Source organism: Microbispora sp. H10949 (genome assembly GCF_014161435.1).
In the GTDB taxonomy this organism is placed as follows: domain Bacteria; phylum Actinomycetota; class Actinomycetes; order Streptosporangiales; family Streptosporangiaceae; genus Microbispora; species Microbispora triticiradicis.
On record NZ_JABBWZ010000011.1, the window covers coordinates 125,901 to 140,081 of the forward strand.

General features: G+C 72.2%; 11 protein-coding genes. 5 read left to right on the forward strand and 6 right to left on the reverse strand.

Going from position 1 to position 14,181, the window contains the following annotated elements; genetic code table 11:
• Positions 1-79: 79 nt before the first annotated feature.
• Positions 80-1,582, reverse strand: a complete 1,503-nt coding sequence (locus HHX40_RS27215; RefSeq protein ID WP_182882859.1) for an AAA family ATPase — start codon at positions 1,580-1,582, stop codon at positions 80-82.
• Positions 1,583-1,622: 40 nt separating this feature from the next.
• Positions 1,623-2,750 carry a winged helix DNA-binding domain-containing protein gene (locus HHX40_RS27220; RefSeq protein ID WP_310738308.1) on the reverse strand — a complete coding sequence of 376 codons (1,128 nt, stop codon included), beginning with the start codon at positions 2,748-2,750 and terminating at the stop codon, positions 1,623-1,625.
• 326 nt (positions 2,751-3,076) lie between these two features.
• Here HHX40_RS27220 and HHX40_RS27225 point away from each other — a divergent pair, with 326 nt between their 5' ends.
• Together HHX40_RS27225 and pntB are read left to right on the forward strand one after the other, a co-directional pair.
• Complete coding sequence (locus HHX40_RS27225; RefSeq protein WP_182882860.1) at positions 3,077-4,633, forward strand: Re/Si-specific NAD(P)(+) transhydrogenase subunit alpha; 1,557 nt, start codon at positions 3,077-3,079, stop codon at positions 4,631-4,633.
• 2 nt (positions 4,634-4,635) lie between these two features.
• Entirely contained in the window at positions 4,636-6,042 is a 1,407-nt protein-coding gene (pntB, locus tag HHX40_RS27230) for a Re/Si-specific NAD(P)(+) transhydrogenase subunit beta (protein WP_182882861.1), read from the forward strand.
• A gap of 21 nt (positions 6,043-6,063) precedes the next feature.
• Here the strand turns inward: pntB and HHX40_RS27235 are convergent, their stop codons facing one another.
• Both HHX40_RS27235 and HHX40_RS27240 read right to left on the reverse strand, forming a co-directional pair.
• Positions 6,064-6,675, reverse strand: coding sequence for an FMN-binding negative transcriptional regulator (locus HHX40_RS27235; RefSeq protein ID WP_182882862.1), 612 nt, complete (start codon positions 6,673-6,675; stop codon positions 6,064-6,066).
• A gap of 44 nt (positions 6,676-6,719) precedes the next feature.
• On the reverse strand, positions 6,720-7,967 hold the full coding sequence (locus tag HHX40_RS27240; RefSeq protein ID WP_220499637.1) for a mannosyltransferase family protein: 1,248 nt from the start codon (positions 7,965-7,967) through the stop codon (positions 6,720-6,722).
• A gap of 773 nt (positions 7,968-8,740) precedes the next feature.
• Between HHX40_RS27240 and HHX40_RS27245 the strand changes: the two genes are divergently transcribed.
• The 3 genes from HHX40_RS27245 to HHX40_RS27255 all read left to right on the forward strand — a co-directional run bounded on the left by HHX40_RS27245 (position 8,741) and on the right by HHX40_RS27255 (position 12,336).
• Positions 8,741-10,558 (forward strand): glycosyltransferase family 39 protein, encoded by a 1,818-nt coding sequence (locus tag HHX40_RS27245; RefSeq protein ID WP_182882863.1) that lies wholly within the window; start codon positions 8,741-8,743, stop codon positions 10,556-10,558.
• 65 nt (positions 10,559-10,623) lie between these two features.
• Entirely contained in the window at positions 10,624-11,580 is a 957-nt protein-coding gene (locus tag HHX40_RS27250; RefSeq protein ID WP_182882864.1) for a TIGR03885 family FMN-dependent LLM class oxidoreductase, read from the forward strand.
• Between the two features lie 195 nt (positions 11,581-11,775).
• The gene (locus tag HHX40_RS27255; protein WP_182882865.1) at positions 11,776-12,336 is read left to right on the forward strand and encodes a TOPRIM nucleotidyl transferase/hydrolase domain-containing protein; all 561 of its coding nucleotides are present in this window, start codon (positions 11,776-11,778) and stop codon (positions 12,334-12,336) included.
• A gap of 47 nt (positions 12,337-12,383) precedes the next feature.
• Here HHX40_RS27255 and HHX40_RS27260 read toward each other — a convergent pair whose 3' ends face one another.
• Both HHX40_RS27260 and HHX40_RS27265 read right to left on the reverse strand, forming a co-directional pair.
• The gene (locus HHX40_RS27260; protein ID WP_182882866.1) at positions 12,384-13,400 is read right to left on the reverse strand and encodes a HEAT repeat domain-containing protein; all 1,017 of its coding nucleotides are present in this window, start codon (positions 13,398-13,400) and stop codon (positions 12,384-12,386) included.
• Between the two features lie 6 nt (positions 13,401-13,406).
• A complete protein-coding gene (locus HHX40_RS27265) occupies positions 13,407-14,075 on the reverse strand; it encodes a HEAT repeat domain-containing protein (RefSeq protein WP_182882867.1) in 669 nt (222 codons plus the stop codon).
• Positions 14,076-14,181: the final 106 nt, after the last annotated feature.

Below are 14,181 nucleotides of genomic sequence, written 5' to 3' on the forward strand. Positions count from 1 at the left end.
CGGCGGCCCGGCCGGCGCCGGTGGCCGTGGCATGGCCGTGGCATGGCGGGGGCGGGGGCGGCATGGCGCGGCGCTGCCGTCAGGGCCCGTCGAAATCGAGACGGAGCCTCGAGACGTAGGCGCCGGGCACCGGGCCTCCACCGGTGACGACCGGAAACTCCGCCGCGTCCTCCTCGTCCTCGTAGCCGTCAGGGCCCCGCTCCCCCGCGCCGATCAGGGACCTGGTCAGCGCCTCGCGCTCGCCCAGCATCTCCTCCAGCGCCCGCCCGACGTACTCGTCCGTGAGCACGGGTGTCCCGTCCCCGGCGCGCAGCGCGGACAGCACGGCCCGGCGCAGCAGTTCCTTGAAGAACGACGCGGTGGCGCCCTCGGTCTTCGCGACGACCGGTTCCAGGTCGGCCTCCAGCCGCAGGTCACGCGCGTACAGGCGCAGCAGGGCGGCCCGGCCGGCCGCGTCGGGCCGGGGAATCTCCACGGCCAGGTCCACCCTGCCCGGACGGTCGGCCAGCGCCCGCTCCAGCACGTCCGCGCGGTTCGTGGTGAGCACGAATGTGATGTCCGCGTCCGCCCCCACGCCGTCCATGGCGTCCAGCAGGGCGAACAGCAGCGGGTTGCCGTCCTCGGTGAAGGAGCGGTCGCGGGCCACCAGGTCCACGTCCTCCAGCACGACGATCGCCGGTTGCAGCCGCCGGGCGAGACCGGCCGCCTGCGCGACGAAGCGGATCGCGGCGCCCGTCATCACGATGACCGTGCAGCCGGTCATCCGGCCCATGAGGTAGCGGACCGTGTGCGTCTTGCCGGTGCCGGGCGGGCCGTGCAGCAGCAGGCCGCGCTTCAGGTGCTGCCCGTGCGCGCGCAGCCGGTCGGCCTGCTCGCCGATGCCGACGATGTGCCGTTCGATCGTGCCGAGCACGCCTTCGGGCAGGATCACCTGCTCGGCGTCGAGGTCCGGCCGGGGCAGGAAGGTGACGAGGTCGTTGCCCCGGTGCTCGCTCCACTGGAACGACAGGACCTGCCCCCGGTAGACGTCGTCGGCGCGCATGAGCCGCTCGACCTCGTCGCGGGTGGCGGTCGCGCTCGCCTGGTCGGGGGCGAGCACGACGAGCCGGCACTCCGGCGCGCCGTGCTCGTGGGGGCCCCGCAGGCTCAGCACGACCGGAACGCCCTCCGGAGACCGGGTCAGGACCAGGCCGAGCGAGACGACCTCCGTGGTCCGGTCGGGTCCGGTCGCCGCCGTCGCGTAGTCGACCGCACCCGGCTCGAACCGCTCCCACCCGCGGGCGGCGCTGACGAGCATGTCGACGAGTTCGGTGTGCTCGCGCCCCTGGCCGGTGACGCCTGCCCACTCGGCGCCGGGGCTGTACGCCGCCAGGTACGCGTCCGTGCCGCGCTGCAGGTTGACGTGTTCCCAGCTGGGGAAGCTCTCGGCGACGTTCACGACGCGCCGCAGGTCGCACCCGAGGTGCCCGGTGACCCGCGCCACGAGCTCGGGAGACTCCCGGCCCTCGTCGATGCTCCGGCGGGCCTCGTTCAGAAGGCCGCTCAGCGCCCGAGCCAGGTTCTCGGCGTCGGTGAGATCCATGCCGTCCACAGTGGCAGGCTTCGCGGCGCTTCGCCCGTGATTATCCTCTCGGTGCCAGGCCGGCGCCCGGAGTCTGGAGGCCTCCGAGAAGCGCGGCCGTACGCTCGGCCTCGGCGGCGAGGAGGTTCTCCGGCACCGGTTCGAAGAGCTCCACGACCGGCCGCCCCTCCTTGGCCTCCCAGACCCCGGCCACCCGGCCCCGGTACACGACGACGGGCGAGATCCATCCGGCCGCGCGGCTCACCCTGGGGCGCACGGCCTTCGGCAGGAGAGGTTCCAGGTCGCGCGGGGCTCCCAGGATGAACTGGTCGAAGCCGGGCAGCAGACGCACCTCCTCGGACGGGGGGCACGCCAGCAGGTCGTCCAGGTGCTCGGCCGGCAGCACGGCGGGCACGCCGTCCACCTCGACCTCCGCGAGTTCGTCGCGCAGCCGGTGGAACCAGCCGCGCAGGACCGCCTTCGGTGTGGTGCCCCGTAAGAGCCACGCGTCGAACATCGCCGGCGTGGCCGGGCCGTGCGCGCCGAGGAACGCGCGGAGCAGGCGCGCTCCCCCCTCGTCCGCCGGCAGCGGCTCACCCCCGCCGTCCGGCAGCCAGCCCGCCGGGGTGGTGAAGGTGACCCTGCCGTCGCGCGGCGGCCCGTAGCAGAGCTCGCCCAGGAAGCTGAGCGGCTTGAGCAGCGCGCCCCAGCCGGACGTGAGCGCCTCCCTCAGGTGCGCCTCCCCCGTCGCGTCGACGACCGCCTCGACGAGTTCCTCCCGCGTCAGCACCCGGCCGGACAGGACACGTGGCACGGCCTCCACGACCGCCTCGATCTCCCGGGCGGACACCCCGTGGCCGCGCTGCCAGGAGCCCTTCTCCCAGAACCGGTGCGTCCCGAGGGCGGCACGGTAGGCGGGGAACTCGTCCGCCGGCAGCAGATGAAGCGTGCCGCGCATCGTCCAGGTCTTGACCAGCGTCCGGTCACGCCACAGCGCGCCGTCGATCTCGCCGGGAACCGGGTTCCGCTGCCGCACGGCGACCGCCAGCGCCGCCGACGAGGCGACCTGCGCCTGCACCCCGCACAGCCGCCGGACGACGGCCACCGCGTCGCCGCCGCTCACGGGCTCGACGTACTGCCGCCTCAGCCTCCAGGCGAGCACCCGCGCCCAGGTCGTCTCAGGAATCACGCCACCCTTCTACACCCTGCGTACGACAGGGCGCCCCGCTCCCGGCCGTACGACCACCGGATCATCGGCGACGGGCGGGTGAGCAGGTCCGGTGGTTCGCGATGACGGAACTACTGCGGCGATGCCTTGATCCCAAAGGGGAAAACTGGGGAGACTTCCTCCGTACGTCGCATCACACCGCATCCGCCCCTTTCATGGCTGTCCGGCCGGCCACGGCCCGGCACACCGTCACGCCGTACCACCGCGAGCCACGAGCGAGCGGCGGGCGGCGCGGCAGCGGGGCCGGCCACCCGGCGACCCGCGTGACAGGAAGGACCATTTCCGCGATGAGTCATGCAGATCAGCGCCTGGGCGTCGTCGCCGAATCGGCGCCGGGTGAGACCCGGGTCGCGGCCACCCCGGCCACCATCCCGCAACTGCTCTCACTCGGCTACGAGGTGATCGTCGAAGCCGGCGCCGGCGAGAGATCGGGCTTCACGGACGACGCGTACGTCCGGGCGGGCGCGCGGATCGGCGGCCGGGAGGAGACGTGGGGCGCCGGCGTCGTGCTGAAGGTGAACGCCCCGACGGAGGAGGAGATCGCGGCGCTGCGCGACGGCGCGACGCTCGTCTCGCTGATCGGCCCGGCGGCGAACCCGGACCTGCTGGACGCGCTCACGCGGCGGCCGGTGACCGTGCTGGCGATGGACGCCGTGCCCCGGATCTCCCGAGCGCAGTCGCTCGACGTGCTGAGCTCGATGGCGAACATCGCCGGGTACCGCGCGGTGATCGAGGCGGCGCACGCGTTCGGGCGGTTCTTCACCGGCCAGGTGACCGCGGCCGGGAAGATCCCCCCGGCGAAGGTCCTCGTGGCGGGGGCGGGCGTGGCCGGGCTGGCGGCGACGGCCACGGCGGTCAGCCTGGGCGCGATCGTGCGGGCCACCGACCCCCGGCCCGAGGTGGCCGAGCAGGTGCGGTCGCTCGGCGCGGAGTTCCTCGACGTCGGGGTCGCCCAGCGGTCGGGCGCGGACGGGTACGCCAGGGAGACCTCGCGGGACTACGACCTGCGCGCCGCCGAGATGTACGCCGAGCAGGCCGCGGACGTGGACATCGTCGTCACCACGGCGCTCATCCCGGGGCGCCCGGCCCCCACGCTGCTCACGGCCGAGCACGTGGCGCTGATGCGCCCGGGCAGCGTCATCGTCGACATGGCCGCCGCGCAGGGCGGGAACGTCGCCGGCACCCGGGCCGGGGAGGTGGTCGTCACCGCCAACGGCGTGACGATCATCGGATACACCGACCTCGCCGGGCGGCTGCCCGCGCAGGCCTCGCAGCTGTACGGCACCAACCTCGTCAACCTGATGAAACTGCTCACGCCGGACAAGGACGGCCACGTGAGGCTGGACTTCGACGATCCCGTGCAGCGGGCGATGACCGTCGTCCGCGACGGCGAGAAGACCTGGCCGCCCCCGCCGATCGCGGTCAGCGCGGCCCCCGCCGCACCGGCCGCGACCGCGGCGCCGCCGCCTCCGGCGCCCGTGGCGACGCCGTCACCCCCGCCGGGCCGGCGACGGCACCTGCTCGTCGCCGCCGTCGCCGCCGCGCTGTTCCTGCTGACCGCCCTCTCGCCGAACGCGCTGATCGAGCACGTCACCGTCTTCGTCCTGTCGATCGTGATCGGCTACTACGTCATCGGGAACGTCCACCACGCACTGCACACGCCGCTGATGTCGATCACCAACGCCGTCTCGGGGATCATCGTCGTCGGCGCGCTGCTGCAGATCGGGCAGGGGGGCGGGGTGGTCACCGCCCTGGCCTTCGTCGCGATCCTGCTGGCGAGCATCAACATCTTCGGCGGCTTCGCCGTGACCCGGCGCATGCTCGGCATGTTCACGAGGAGCTGACCGTGACTCTCACCACCGCCGCGCAGGCCGCCTACATCGTCGCGGCCCTGCTGTTCATCCTCAGCCTCGCCGGCCTGTCCAGGCACGAGACCGCGCGCTCCGGTGTCGTGTCCGGCGTCGCCGGCATGGTCGTCGCCCTCGCCGCCACGGTCGCCCTCGCCGCAGACGGCGGCGACGTCCCTGCGGTCGCCCTGCTCGTGGCCGCGATGGCGATCGGCGCCGCCGTCGGGCTCTGGCGGGCCCGGGTCGTCGAGATGACCGCCATGCCGGAACTAATCGCCATCCTGCACAGCTTCGTCGGCCTCGCCGCCGTCCTGGTGGGATGGAACGGCTTCCTCCAGGTCGAGGAGGGCGGCGCGGCGCGGCCGGAGGCCGCCGGCTCGCTGCTCGGCATCCATCACGCCGAGGTGTCCATCGGGGTGTTCATCGGGGCGCTGACCTTCACCGGGTCGGTCGTCGCGTTCCTCAAGCTGTCGGCCCGGATCGACTCCAGGCCCATGACGCTGCCCGGCAAGAACTACCTGAACCTGGGCGCGCTCGCCGCGTTCGCGGTCCTGACCGTGCTCTTCGTGGCCTCCCCCGGCCTCGGGCTGCTCGTCGCGCTGACCGCCGTGGCGCTGTCGCTGGGCTGGCACCTGGTCGCCTCCATCGGCGGCGGCGACATGCCCGTCGTGGTCTCGATGCTCAACAGCTACTCCGGCTGGGCGGCCGCGGCGTCCGGCTTCCTGCTCGACAACAACCTGCTGATCGTCACCGGCGCACTGGTCGGCTCGTCCGGCGCCTACCTGTCGTACATCATGTGCCAGGCGATGAACCGCTCGTTCCTGTCGGTGATCGCCGGGGGCTTCGGCGTCGAGGCGGGGCACGCCGTCGAGGCCGACTACGGGGAGCACCAGGAGGTCACGGCCGGCGACACCGCCGAGCTGCTGAAGGACGCCAAGTCGGTGATCATCGCCCCCGGGTACGGCATGGCGGTCGCCCAGGCGCAGTATCCCGTGGCCGAGCTCACCCGCAGGCTGCGCGACCGCGGCGTGGAGGTCCGCTTCGGCATCCACCCCGTCGCCGGGCGCCTGCCGGGCCACATGAACGTCCTGCTCGCCGAGGCCAAGGTGCCGTACGACGTCGTGCTGGAGATGGACGAGATCAACGACGACTTCGCCGGGACCTCCGTCGTCCTCGTCATCGGGGCCAACGACACCGTCAACCCGGCGGCCGTCGAGGACCCGGACAGTCCCATCGCCGGCATGCCCGTCCTGCGCGTGTGGGAGGCGGACCGCGTCGTCGTCTTCAAACGGTCGATGGCCACCGGCTACGCGGGCGTGCAGAACCCCTTGTTCTTCCGGGACAACACCCGGATGCTCTTCGGCGACGCGCGGCAGCGCGTCGAGGAGATCGTCGCGGCGCTCTGACCGACGGGTCACCCCGGCCGGTCACCCCAGCCTGCGGAGGAGGTGACCGCGGGCGGCCTCGTCCCCGGGGCCGCCGCGTTCCGCGAGCCGTTCGGCGACGTACCGGCGGTGGGCCTCGTCCACGTTCCCGCCGTACTTGAACTTGCCGTCGATCTTCTGGATCGCGAGCCGCAGGCCGCGGATCCCGGGCAGGGACCTGCGGTGCTCGGCGGGATCGGCGAGCCCGTCGTCGAGCCGGGCGAGCTGGGCGCGGAGGATCTCCGCCTTGCCCTCGGCGTCGTCGACGATCTCCGCGTGGCAGACCAGCTGCACGGCGGCGTAGTACGTGGTCGGGATGCCGAGCCGGGGGTCCTCGCCGCTGTCCGGCAGCACCTTCCACGCGCCCCTGACGTACGCCCAGTCGCCGGCCAGGGAGAGCAGGACCGCGGGGTTCTCCTCGATCGCGGCCCACACGGGGTTGGGCCGGGCCAGGTGGAGCAGGACCGTCGAGGCGTCGGCGAGGAGGAACTGGGTCGGCACGACGACCGGCACGTCGCGACCGCGTCCCGAGGCGATGAGGTGGCCGAACTCGCTCGCCCGGACGAAGGCCAGCGCCTCCTCCTCCGTCGCGGCGTCCCACGGATGGATCAGCATGCTCCCACTCTAGGCGGAGCCCTCGGCCCGCCCCGGGGTGGTGGTCAGCCGGTCCAGGAGCTGTTCATGAAGGAGATGACCATCGGCACCGTGAGCGGCCCGATCACGGTGGCGTAGAGGATGATCACCCATCTGTGCCGGGCGGCCGTACGGCCGACGAGCACCCACAGCGGCCACCACAGCAGCGCTCCCCGGGGCATCGACATGTAGAACGTCGACGTGGTGAGCACGGCCACCTGGAGCCCGACGTAGACGAACTCGGCCCAGCGGCGGGTGACCAGGAGCCAGACGAGCAGCAGCAGCCCCACGATCGCCACCGCGAGCTCCAGGCGGAACATCGGCCCGAACGTGGCGTCGCCGGTCATGTCCCAGGTCGAGCGGAACGACTCCCAGGGCCAGACCATCCTCCGGCCCCAGCCGGCCTCCTGGGCGTGGTTCCAGGCCAGCCAGTCGCCCGTACGGGAGTGCTGGTAGGCGGAGTAGGCGACGATCGGCGCGAACGGCAGCAGCAACCAGGGCGCGTCGCGCCAGCCGGTCCAGCCGTCCCTGCGGATCCTGCTGACGACGAACTCCGTCACGAGCGCCGCGGCCAGGAACAGGCCGGTCACCCGTACGCAGGACGCCCCGGCGGCCAGGGCGCAGGCCACCGGCCAGTTGCGGCGCCGTACGGCCAGCCAGGCGGGCAGCGCGAAGGCGAGGAAGAGCGCCTCGGAGTAGCCGGCGAACAGGAAGACGGCGGGCGGGCACAGCAGCAGGGCCAGCACCGCCCAGCGCCCGGCGCCGACGGGCGCCTCCAGGTCGGCGAGCTTGGCCAGCGCCACCATCGCCACCGCGCCGGCCAGGAACGAGATGATCAGTCCGGCCAGGGTCCAGTCGTGGACCACCAGGTGGACCAGGCGCAGCGCCAGCGGCAGGCCGGGGAAGAAGGCCGGCAGCCCTGGGTCGGGGTCCTGGTTCGGGTCGCCGCCGTAGCCGAACTCCGCGATCTCCCGGAACAGGTCGACGTCCCAGTAGTGCCACCGCTCCAGCAGCGGGGCCCTGTTGGTGCCGGAGACGGCCAGGACGCCGTAGACCGCCATGAGGACGATCCCGGCCCTGGTGCCGACCCACAGCAGCAGCGCGTCCCGGACCGTGGCGTTCCGCTCCGCCGCCTCGGCGGAGGCGCCCTCCGGTGGAGGACTCTCGTCGCCGTGCCCGGGCTCCTCCGCGTCCGGCCCGCGATCCTCCGGGTCCGTCCCGGGCCGCTCCCCGCGCTCCGGGTCGCGGCCGGTCTCCTGGACAGAAGCCGTCACGTGCCGCCCCTCCACTCGCCCCTGCCGGCACCGCCGTGCGTACGCGGTGGCCGTACGTCCTTCCGCCTCCGGCGGAGTCTGCCGCCGGACCGGTCCTGCTCCGCGCGGCCGCGGGCACGCCGGGGGTCCTGCCGCACCGGGGGCCGTACGGGCGAGCGCGGACGCGCCCATGATCGGAGATGATGTCAAGGTCCTGAGCCCGGGCGCCAGTCCGAATCCGTACGAAAGCCACTGTCGACACCCCCCGCGTCCGGCGGCCGTCGCTGACGTCGGGGTTCGCTCCGGCATCGGACGGGACGGCCCGCGCCCGGCCTGAAAATTCCATCGCCGGAGATCGCGAAGACCGCCCTCGTTCACCGCGCGAGGCGGGATCGGCCGGACGACGTGCCGCCGTGCCGGGGCGACCGGGCCGCGTCGGACGGCGGCACAGGTGAAATTTTCATCTAGGCGGCTCGAAGAGGGCCGCACCGGAGCCCTGGTCAAGAACGGGAGAACCCCGGTTGCCGCCTGCGTGCGGTGCGCGTGGAGGCGAGCCGGGATCTTGACACGTCCCACCGCGTCATATTTGCTCCGCTGCACATCGCGGTGACAGGCGCGTGCGCCGTGGCCGGTTTCACGTCCGCGTAAGCCCCCCATGTGCATGGCACAGGAAGATGCGTGATGTTGAGAAGACCGCGCACCAGGGGATGGAGTCCGGGCGGCCTCCCCTCCCGGCCCTCCCCCGACATGCCGTCCGGGCGGGCCCGGTGCCCGTCGGCCGCTGGAGAGGTGCGATGACGCCCGCCCGCCCGGCCGCCCGCCGGAACGCTCGCATCGCCGCCGCTCGCGCGGCCTCGGACGAACGGCAGGATCGGACCCTGCGACGGCAGATCCTGTTCGCGATCGTCGCGGTGGCCTTCGCCGTGCACGCCAACGGGATCGGCAACGGCTTCGTCTACTTCGACGACCCCGAGGGCGTGATCGACAACATCTCCATCCGGGAGTTCAGCGCGGCCAACATCGGCCACTGGTTCACCACTCCGCTCCAGTTCATGTACACACCACTGGTATACGTGTCGTACGCGGTGGACTATCTGTTCGGCCAGGGCGCGGCGGGCGTGTACCACTTCACCAACGTCGTGCTGCACCTGGTCAACGTGGTCCTGGTGTTCCTGCTGATCCGCCGGCTGACCGAGCGCCTCTTCCCGGCCGCTTTCGTGGCGGCGGCGTTCGCGATCCATCCCGTGAACGTCGACTCGGTCGCCTGGATATCCACCCGCAGCAACCTGCTGGCCACGCTTTTCACGCTGGCCGCACTGCTGGCGTACCTGCGTCACCTGGAGTCGGAGCGGTGGCCGCCGCTGGTCTGGTCGTTGCTTCTCTTCGGGCTGGCCGTGCTCTCCAAGTCGACCGCGGTCGTGCTTCCCCTCATGTTGTTCCTCGTCGACTTCTTCCGGGGCCGCCCGCTGTCCCGCCGCGTGCTGTTCGAGAAGATTCCCTTTCTCGCCGTCTCCGCGGCCGCGATTCTCGTCGCGCTGAACGTGCGGGACGACGTGGTCCCGCCGCAGGGGTACACGATCCTCGACCGGTTCCTTCTGGCCTGCTCGGCGGTGGGCAACCATCTGGTGCAGGTGGTCTATCCGCTCCACCTCTCCCTCGCGTACGAGTACCCCCGCAAACCGCTGTCCTGGCTCTTCTTCCTCTGCCCGCTCGCCCTCGTGGCAGCGGCCGCCCTTCTCCTGCTGGTCAAGCCGGCCCGCAGGGTCGTGGTGTTCGGGCTCGGGTTCTTCCTGGCCGGCGTCGCCCCGGCCCAGGCCGTGCTCCTCATCGACGGCTACCACGCGAACAGGTACGCGTACCTGCCCTATCTGGGTCTCTTCCTGGTCGCGGCCTGTTTCGCGGAGAAGGCGCTCTTGCATCGCGACCGCAGGCTGCGGGCCTGCGTCATCGGCGTGATGGCGGTGTTCGTCGCGTTCTTCGCCACGCTGACGGTCGTCCGGAACACCGCCTGGCGGAACACGGAGACCATCATGAGCGACGCCATCGCCAAGGAACCGGGCGTGGCGTTCACGTACAACGCCCGGGGCATCGCCAGGTTCCGCGAGGGCCGGTACGACGGCGCCACCGCCGACTTCGAGCGCACCGTCGAACTCGACCCCGACTTCATGCTCGCGCACCACTACCTGGGCATGACCAGGTATCACAACGGCGACTACTCGGGGGCGCTCGCCGAACTCGACAACGTGGTGTCGCGACTGCCGACCTTCGCCGCCGGCTACAACGAGCGCGGGAAGACCAGGATCGCCCTGCGCGACTACCAGGGGGCGTACGCGGACCTCTCCGCCGCCGTCCAGTACGACTCGCAACTGGCGGAGGCGTACTACCTCCGCGGTGTGGCCGGGACCGAGCTGGGCAACCCGCGGGGAGCCGTATCCGATCTGAACACGGCGATCGGACTGTTTCCCGGATACGCCGACGCCTATCACCAGCGCGGGGTGGCCGAGTCGCGCCTGGGCGACACCCGCGCCGCGTGCGCCGACTGGAACACGGCGGCGTCCCTCGGCAGCACCGCGGGGAACACGGCCATGGCCGAGAACCACTGCGCCGGTTAGCCGGTCAGCCCACAGTGGCCCCGGCGGCGGTTGGCCTCGCCTCCGCCTGGGTAGCAGCGTGGCGCATGACGGAGTATGGAATCCACGCCTCCCACGAGCAGATCCCGCCCGCCGACCTCCTCACCGCGATGATCGCCGCCGAGCGTGCCGGCTTCGACGCCGCCATGTGTTCCGACCACTTCTCCCCCTGGAGCGAACGGCAGGGCGAGTCGGCCTTCGCCTGGTCCTGGCTCGGCGCCGCGCTTCAGGCCACCGGCCTCACCTTCGGCGTCGTGAACGCCCCCGGGCAGCGCTACCACCCGGCGATCGTCGCCCAGGCGATCGGGACCCTCGGCGCGATGTTCCCGGGCCGGTTCTGGGCCGCGCTCGGCAGCGGCGAGTACAGCAACGAGCACATCACCGGCGAGCAGTGGCCGCGCAAGGAGGTCCGCGACGCCCGCCTGCGCGAGTGCGTGGACGTCATCCGCGACCTGCTCGACGGGAAGACGGTCACCCATGACGGCCTGGTGACCGTCGACCGTGCCCGCCTCTGGACCCGCCCGGACACCCCGCCGCCGCTGATCGGCGCGGCGGTGAGCACCGGTACGGCGGCCCGGTGCGCGGAGTGGGCGGACGGCCTGGTCACGGTCAACGCCCCCGAGGACCACCTGCGCGAGATGATCGCGGCGTACCGTGACGCGGGTGGACGCGGACCGGTCTGCCTGCAGGTCCACCTGAGCTGGGCGCCGACCGAGGAGGAGGCGGAGGCGATCGCCCACGACCAGTGGCGCAGCAACGTCTTCGGCCCGCCCGTCTCCTGGGACCTGGAACTGGTGGAGCACTTCGACGTCGTCTCCGAGCACGTCACCGTCGAGCAGGTGCGCGGTGTGGTCAACGTCTCCGCCGACCTCGACCGGCACGTCGACTGGCTGCGCGGCTACGCCGACCTCGGCTTCGACCGCGTCTACCTGCACCATGTGGGCCAGGACCTGCTGCCGTTCATCGACGCCTTCGGCGCCAAGGTCCTGCCCGCACTGCGCTGACGTCGGCCGCGACCCGTCGTACGGCGGGCGGGCCGGGGACGCCGGCGCCCGGCCCGCCCGCCGCTCGTCACTCCTGCCGGGTGCGCCGGATCGCCTCGGCGATCCGCATGACGCGTGCGGGAGACCAGCCATCGGTTGCGCGTTGGCCTGGAAAATAGCTACGAAACCCCCCACACGGGGTGCGAGGCTGGGCGGATGACCCGTACGCATACCGTGGTCCTGGTCGAAGGGCTCAGCGACAAGGCGGCCGTCGAAGCCCTGGCCGGCCGCCGGGGCCGGGACCTCGACGCCGAGGGCATCTCGCTGGTGGCGATGGGTGGCGCCACGAACATCGGGACGTACATCGGCAGGTTCGGCCCTTCCGGGCGCGACCTGCGGCTGGCCGGCCTGTGCGACGCCGGCGAAGTGGGCGCCTTCCAGAGGGCGCTCGAACGTGCCGGCCTCGGGTCCGGTCTCGACCGGAGCGACCTGGAGGCGCTCGGGTTCTTCGTCTGCGTGGCCGACCTGGAGGACGAACTGATCCGCGCCCTCGGCACCGCCGCGGTCGAACGCGTCATCGACGCCGGAGGCGAGCTCGGCTCGTTCCGGACGCTCCAGAAGCAACCCGGGTGGCGCGGGCGCAGCACGCACGACCAGCTACGCCGCTTCATGGGATCAGGCAGCGGCCGCAAGATCCGCTACTCGGGCCCGCTCGTCGCGGCGCTGGACCCCGCTCGCGTCCCCCGCCCACTGGACGCACTGCTGGCCCACCTGTGAGCCGCTGTGCGAGCCAGGGCGTGGGCGGCGCGAATCGCACTCCGCAGTCAGCAGCCGTCCCCCGTCTCGTTGCGCAGCTTGAGAACGTAGGCCGCGGTGAGCGCGACGGCACGGTCGTCGTCATGGGACAGGTCCGCGAGGACGCGTGACGTCGTGGGTCCCGGGATGTCCGCGAGCGCCTGCGCCAGCCGTAGACGTACGGGCGCGTCCTGGGTGCCGTGGGCGATGCGGTCGGCGAGCCCGGTGGCGATCCGATCCGCCAGCGCGGGATCAGCCGCAAGGGCGCTCAGCGCATCGGCCGCGTCGACGTCGTTCGTCCCCTCGACGACCATGTCGGTGAGTGCCGGAACCGCGTCGGCCACTCCACGTGCCCCGAGCGCCAGAGCCGCGCACCCGCGGACCACGGCGTCGGGGCTCGTGAGGGCGTCCCGCAGCAATGTGGTCGCCGCATCGTCCGGAATCTCGGCGATGGACTGGACGGCACGTCGCCGCACCTCGGCCACCGGTGAGCCGAGGCCCTCCGCGAGCAGTCCCAGCGCGCCGTCGCCCGATCGCGCCAGAGCCCATCGAAGGGCTCCGGCGACGTTCGGGTCCGCCTCGCTCAACACGGCCTCGGCCAGGGCTTCCACCGGCACCGCAACCTCGTCGGCCGAGGACAGGGCCGCGCGCTGGCGCTTTCCGGCGCTGTCCGACCCCAGAGCCTGGAGGAGCGCCACGATTCGCAGGACGTCCTCCCAGCCGGAGGGTTCCGCGGCACCGATCCGGCGCAGCCGCGTGAGCAGTTCCGTCTCGGCCGCGATACGTTCTCGCGACTGGCGGATGAGGTCCTCGACGAGCTCCGAGGGCGTGAAGCCGGGATCGTCCAGCGCACGCCCGACCTCACGCAGCGACAGCCCCAACGACCGCAGGCTTTCGACATGGAAGATCCGCCGGATGTCCTCTGCGGAGTACTCCCGATAGCCGGCCTCGGTGCGGCCCGTCGGCCGCACCAGGCCGAGCGACTCGTAATGCCTGAGCATCCGGGCGCTGACCCCGGACCGTCGAGCCACATCCCCGATCAGCACCGCCTGTCACCCCTCCTGGCCGGGCGCGCCGAGGACCGCGACGCGCTTCGCCTCCTCGATCGCGAACTCGAATCCCGCGTCGGGGTCGCGCAGCAGCCGTTCCGTGGCGATCGCGTGCTGACGCACGCGAGGGTCGGGATCCGTCGTCGCGACGCGCAGAATCGGCATGATCACCTCACCGAGCGCGACCAGCGCCCGGCTGAGGCTCAACCGCGTCTCACGCTCGCCGCGTCCGAGCTGTGTCGCCAGCACTCCCGCCAATTCGGACTCCTCGCCTTCGGGCACGAGTACGACCGCCGCTCGCCAGGCGCTCCGCGCCACCTCGTCGTCGCCGTCGGTCAGCAGGCCTCGTGTGATCGCCGGCCACGCCCGCCGATCCCCGATCTTGGACAGCGTGTGCAACGCCTGGCTTCGTGCCTGCACGCGCTCCGAGCGGAGTTCGTCGACGAGCTTTGGAACCGTGATCGATGACGAGTGGCGGGTGAGTGCCCAGGTAAGCATGTCACGCACGTAGAAATCGGGCTCGATCGCGCACCGTTCGACGAGCCTGTCGATGAACCTCGGGTCCGGGGTCGTGCCGGCCGCGAGCACCGCCTGCAGCCGCACCGACGCGCTGCCGTTCTCCAGCCCCTGGAGAGCTCGCATGGTGTTCGTGTCCTCTTCGGGCATGGTCATCGGGACCACCTCCTCGGCCACAGTGAAGGCCCTGCCACTGTGTCAAGGTCAAGCGAGGTCACCGCATGAGATGTCCGAGGCTCTCGGACCGGTCAGCACCGGGGGT

Excerpts from the sequence above, each read along its gene's own strand:
- HHX40_RS27215 (WP_182882859.1), bottom strand. The coding sequence starts at position 1,582 with ATGGATCTCACCGACGCCGAGAACCTGGCTCGGGCGCTGAGCGGCCTT.
- HHX40_RS27265 (WP_182882867.1), bottom strand. The coding sequence starts at position 14,075 with ATGACCATGCCCGAAGAGGACACGAACACCATGCGAGCTCTCCAGGGG.
- HHX40_RS27250 (WP_182882864.1), top strand. The coding sequence starts at position 10,624 with ATGACGGAGTATGGAATCCACGCCTCCCACGAGCAGATCCCGCCCGCC.
- HHX40_RS27245 (WP_182882863.1), top strand. The coding sequence starts at position 8,741 with ATGACGCCCGCCCGCCCGGCCGCCCGCCGGAACGCTCGCATCGCCGCC.
- HHX40_RS27235 (WP_182882862.1), bottom strand. The coding sequence starts at position 6,675 with ATGCTGATCCATCCGTGGGACGCCGCGACGGAGGAGGAGGCGCTGGCC.
- HHX40_RS27255 (WP_182882865.1), top strand. The coding sequence starts at position 11,776 with ATGACCCGTACGCATACCGTGGTCCTGGTCGAAGGGCTCAGCGACAAG.
- HHX40_RS27225 (WP_182882860.1), top strand. The coding sequence starts at position 3,077 with ATGAGTCATGCAGATCAGCGCCTGGGCGTCGTCGCCGAATCGGCGCCG.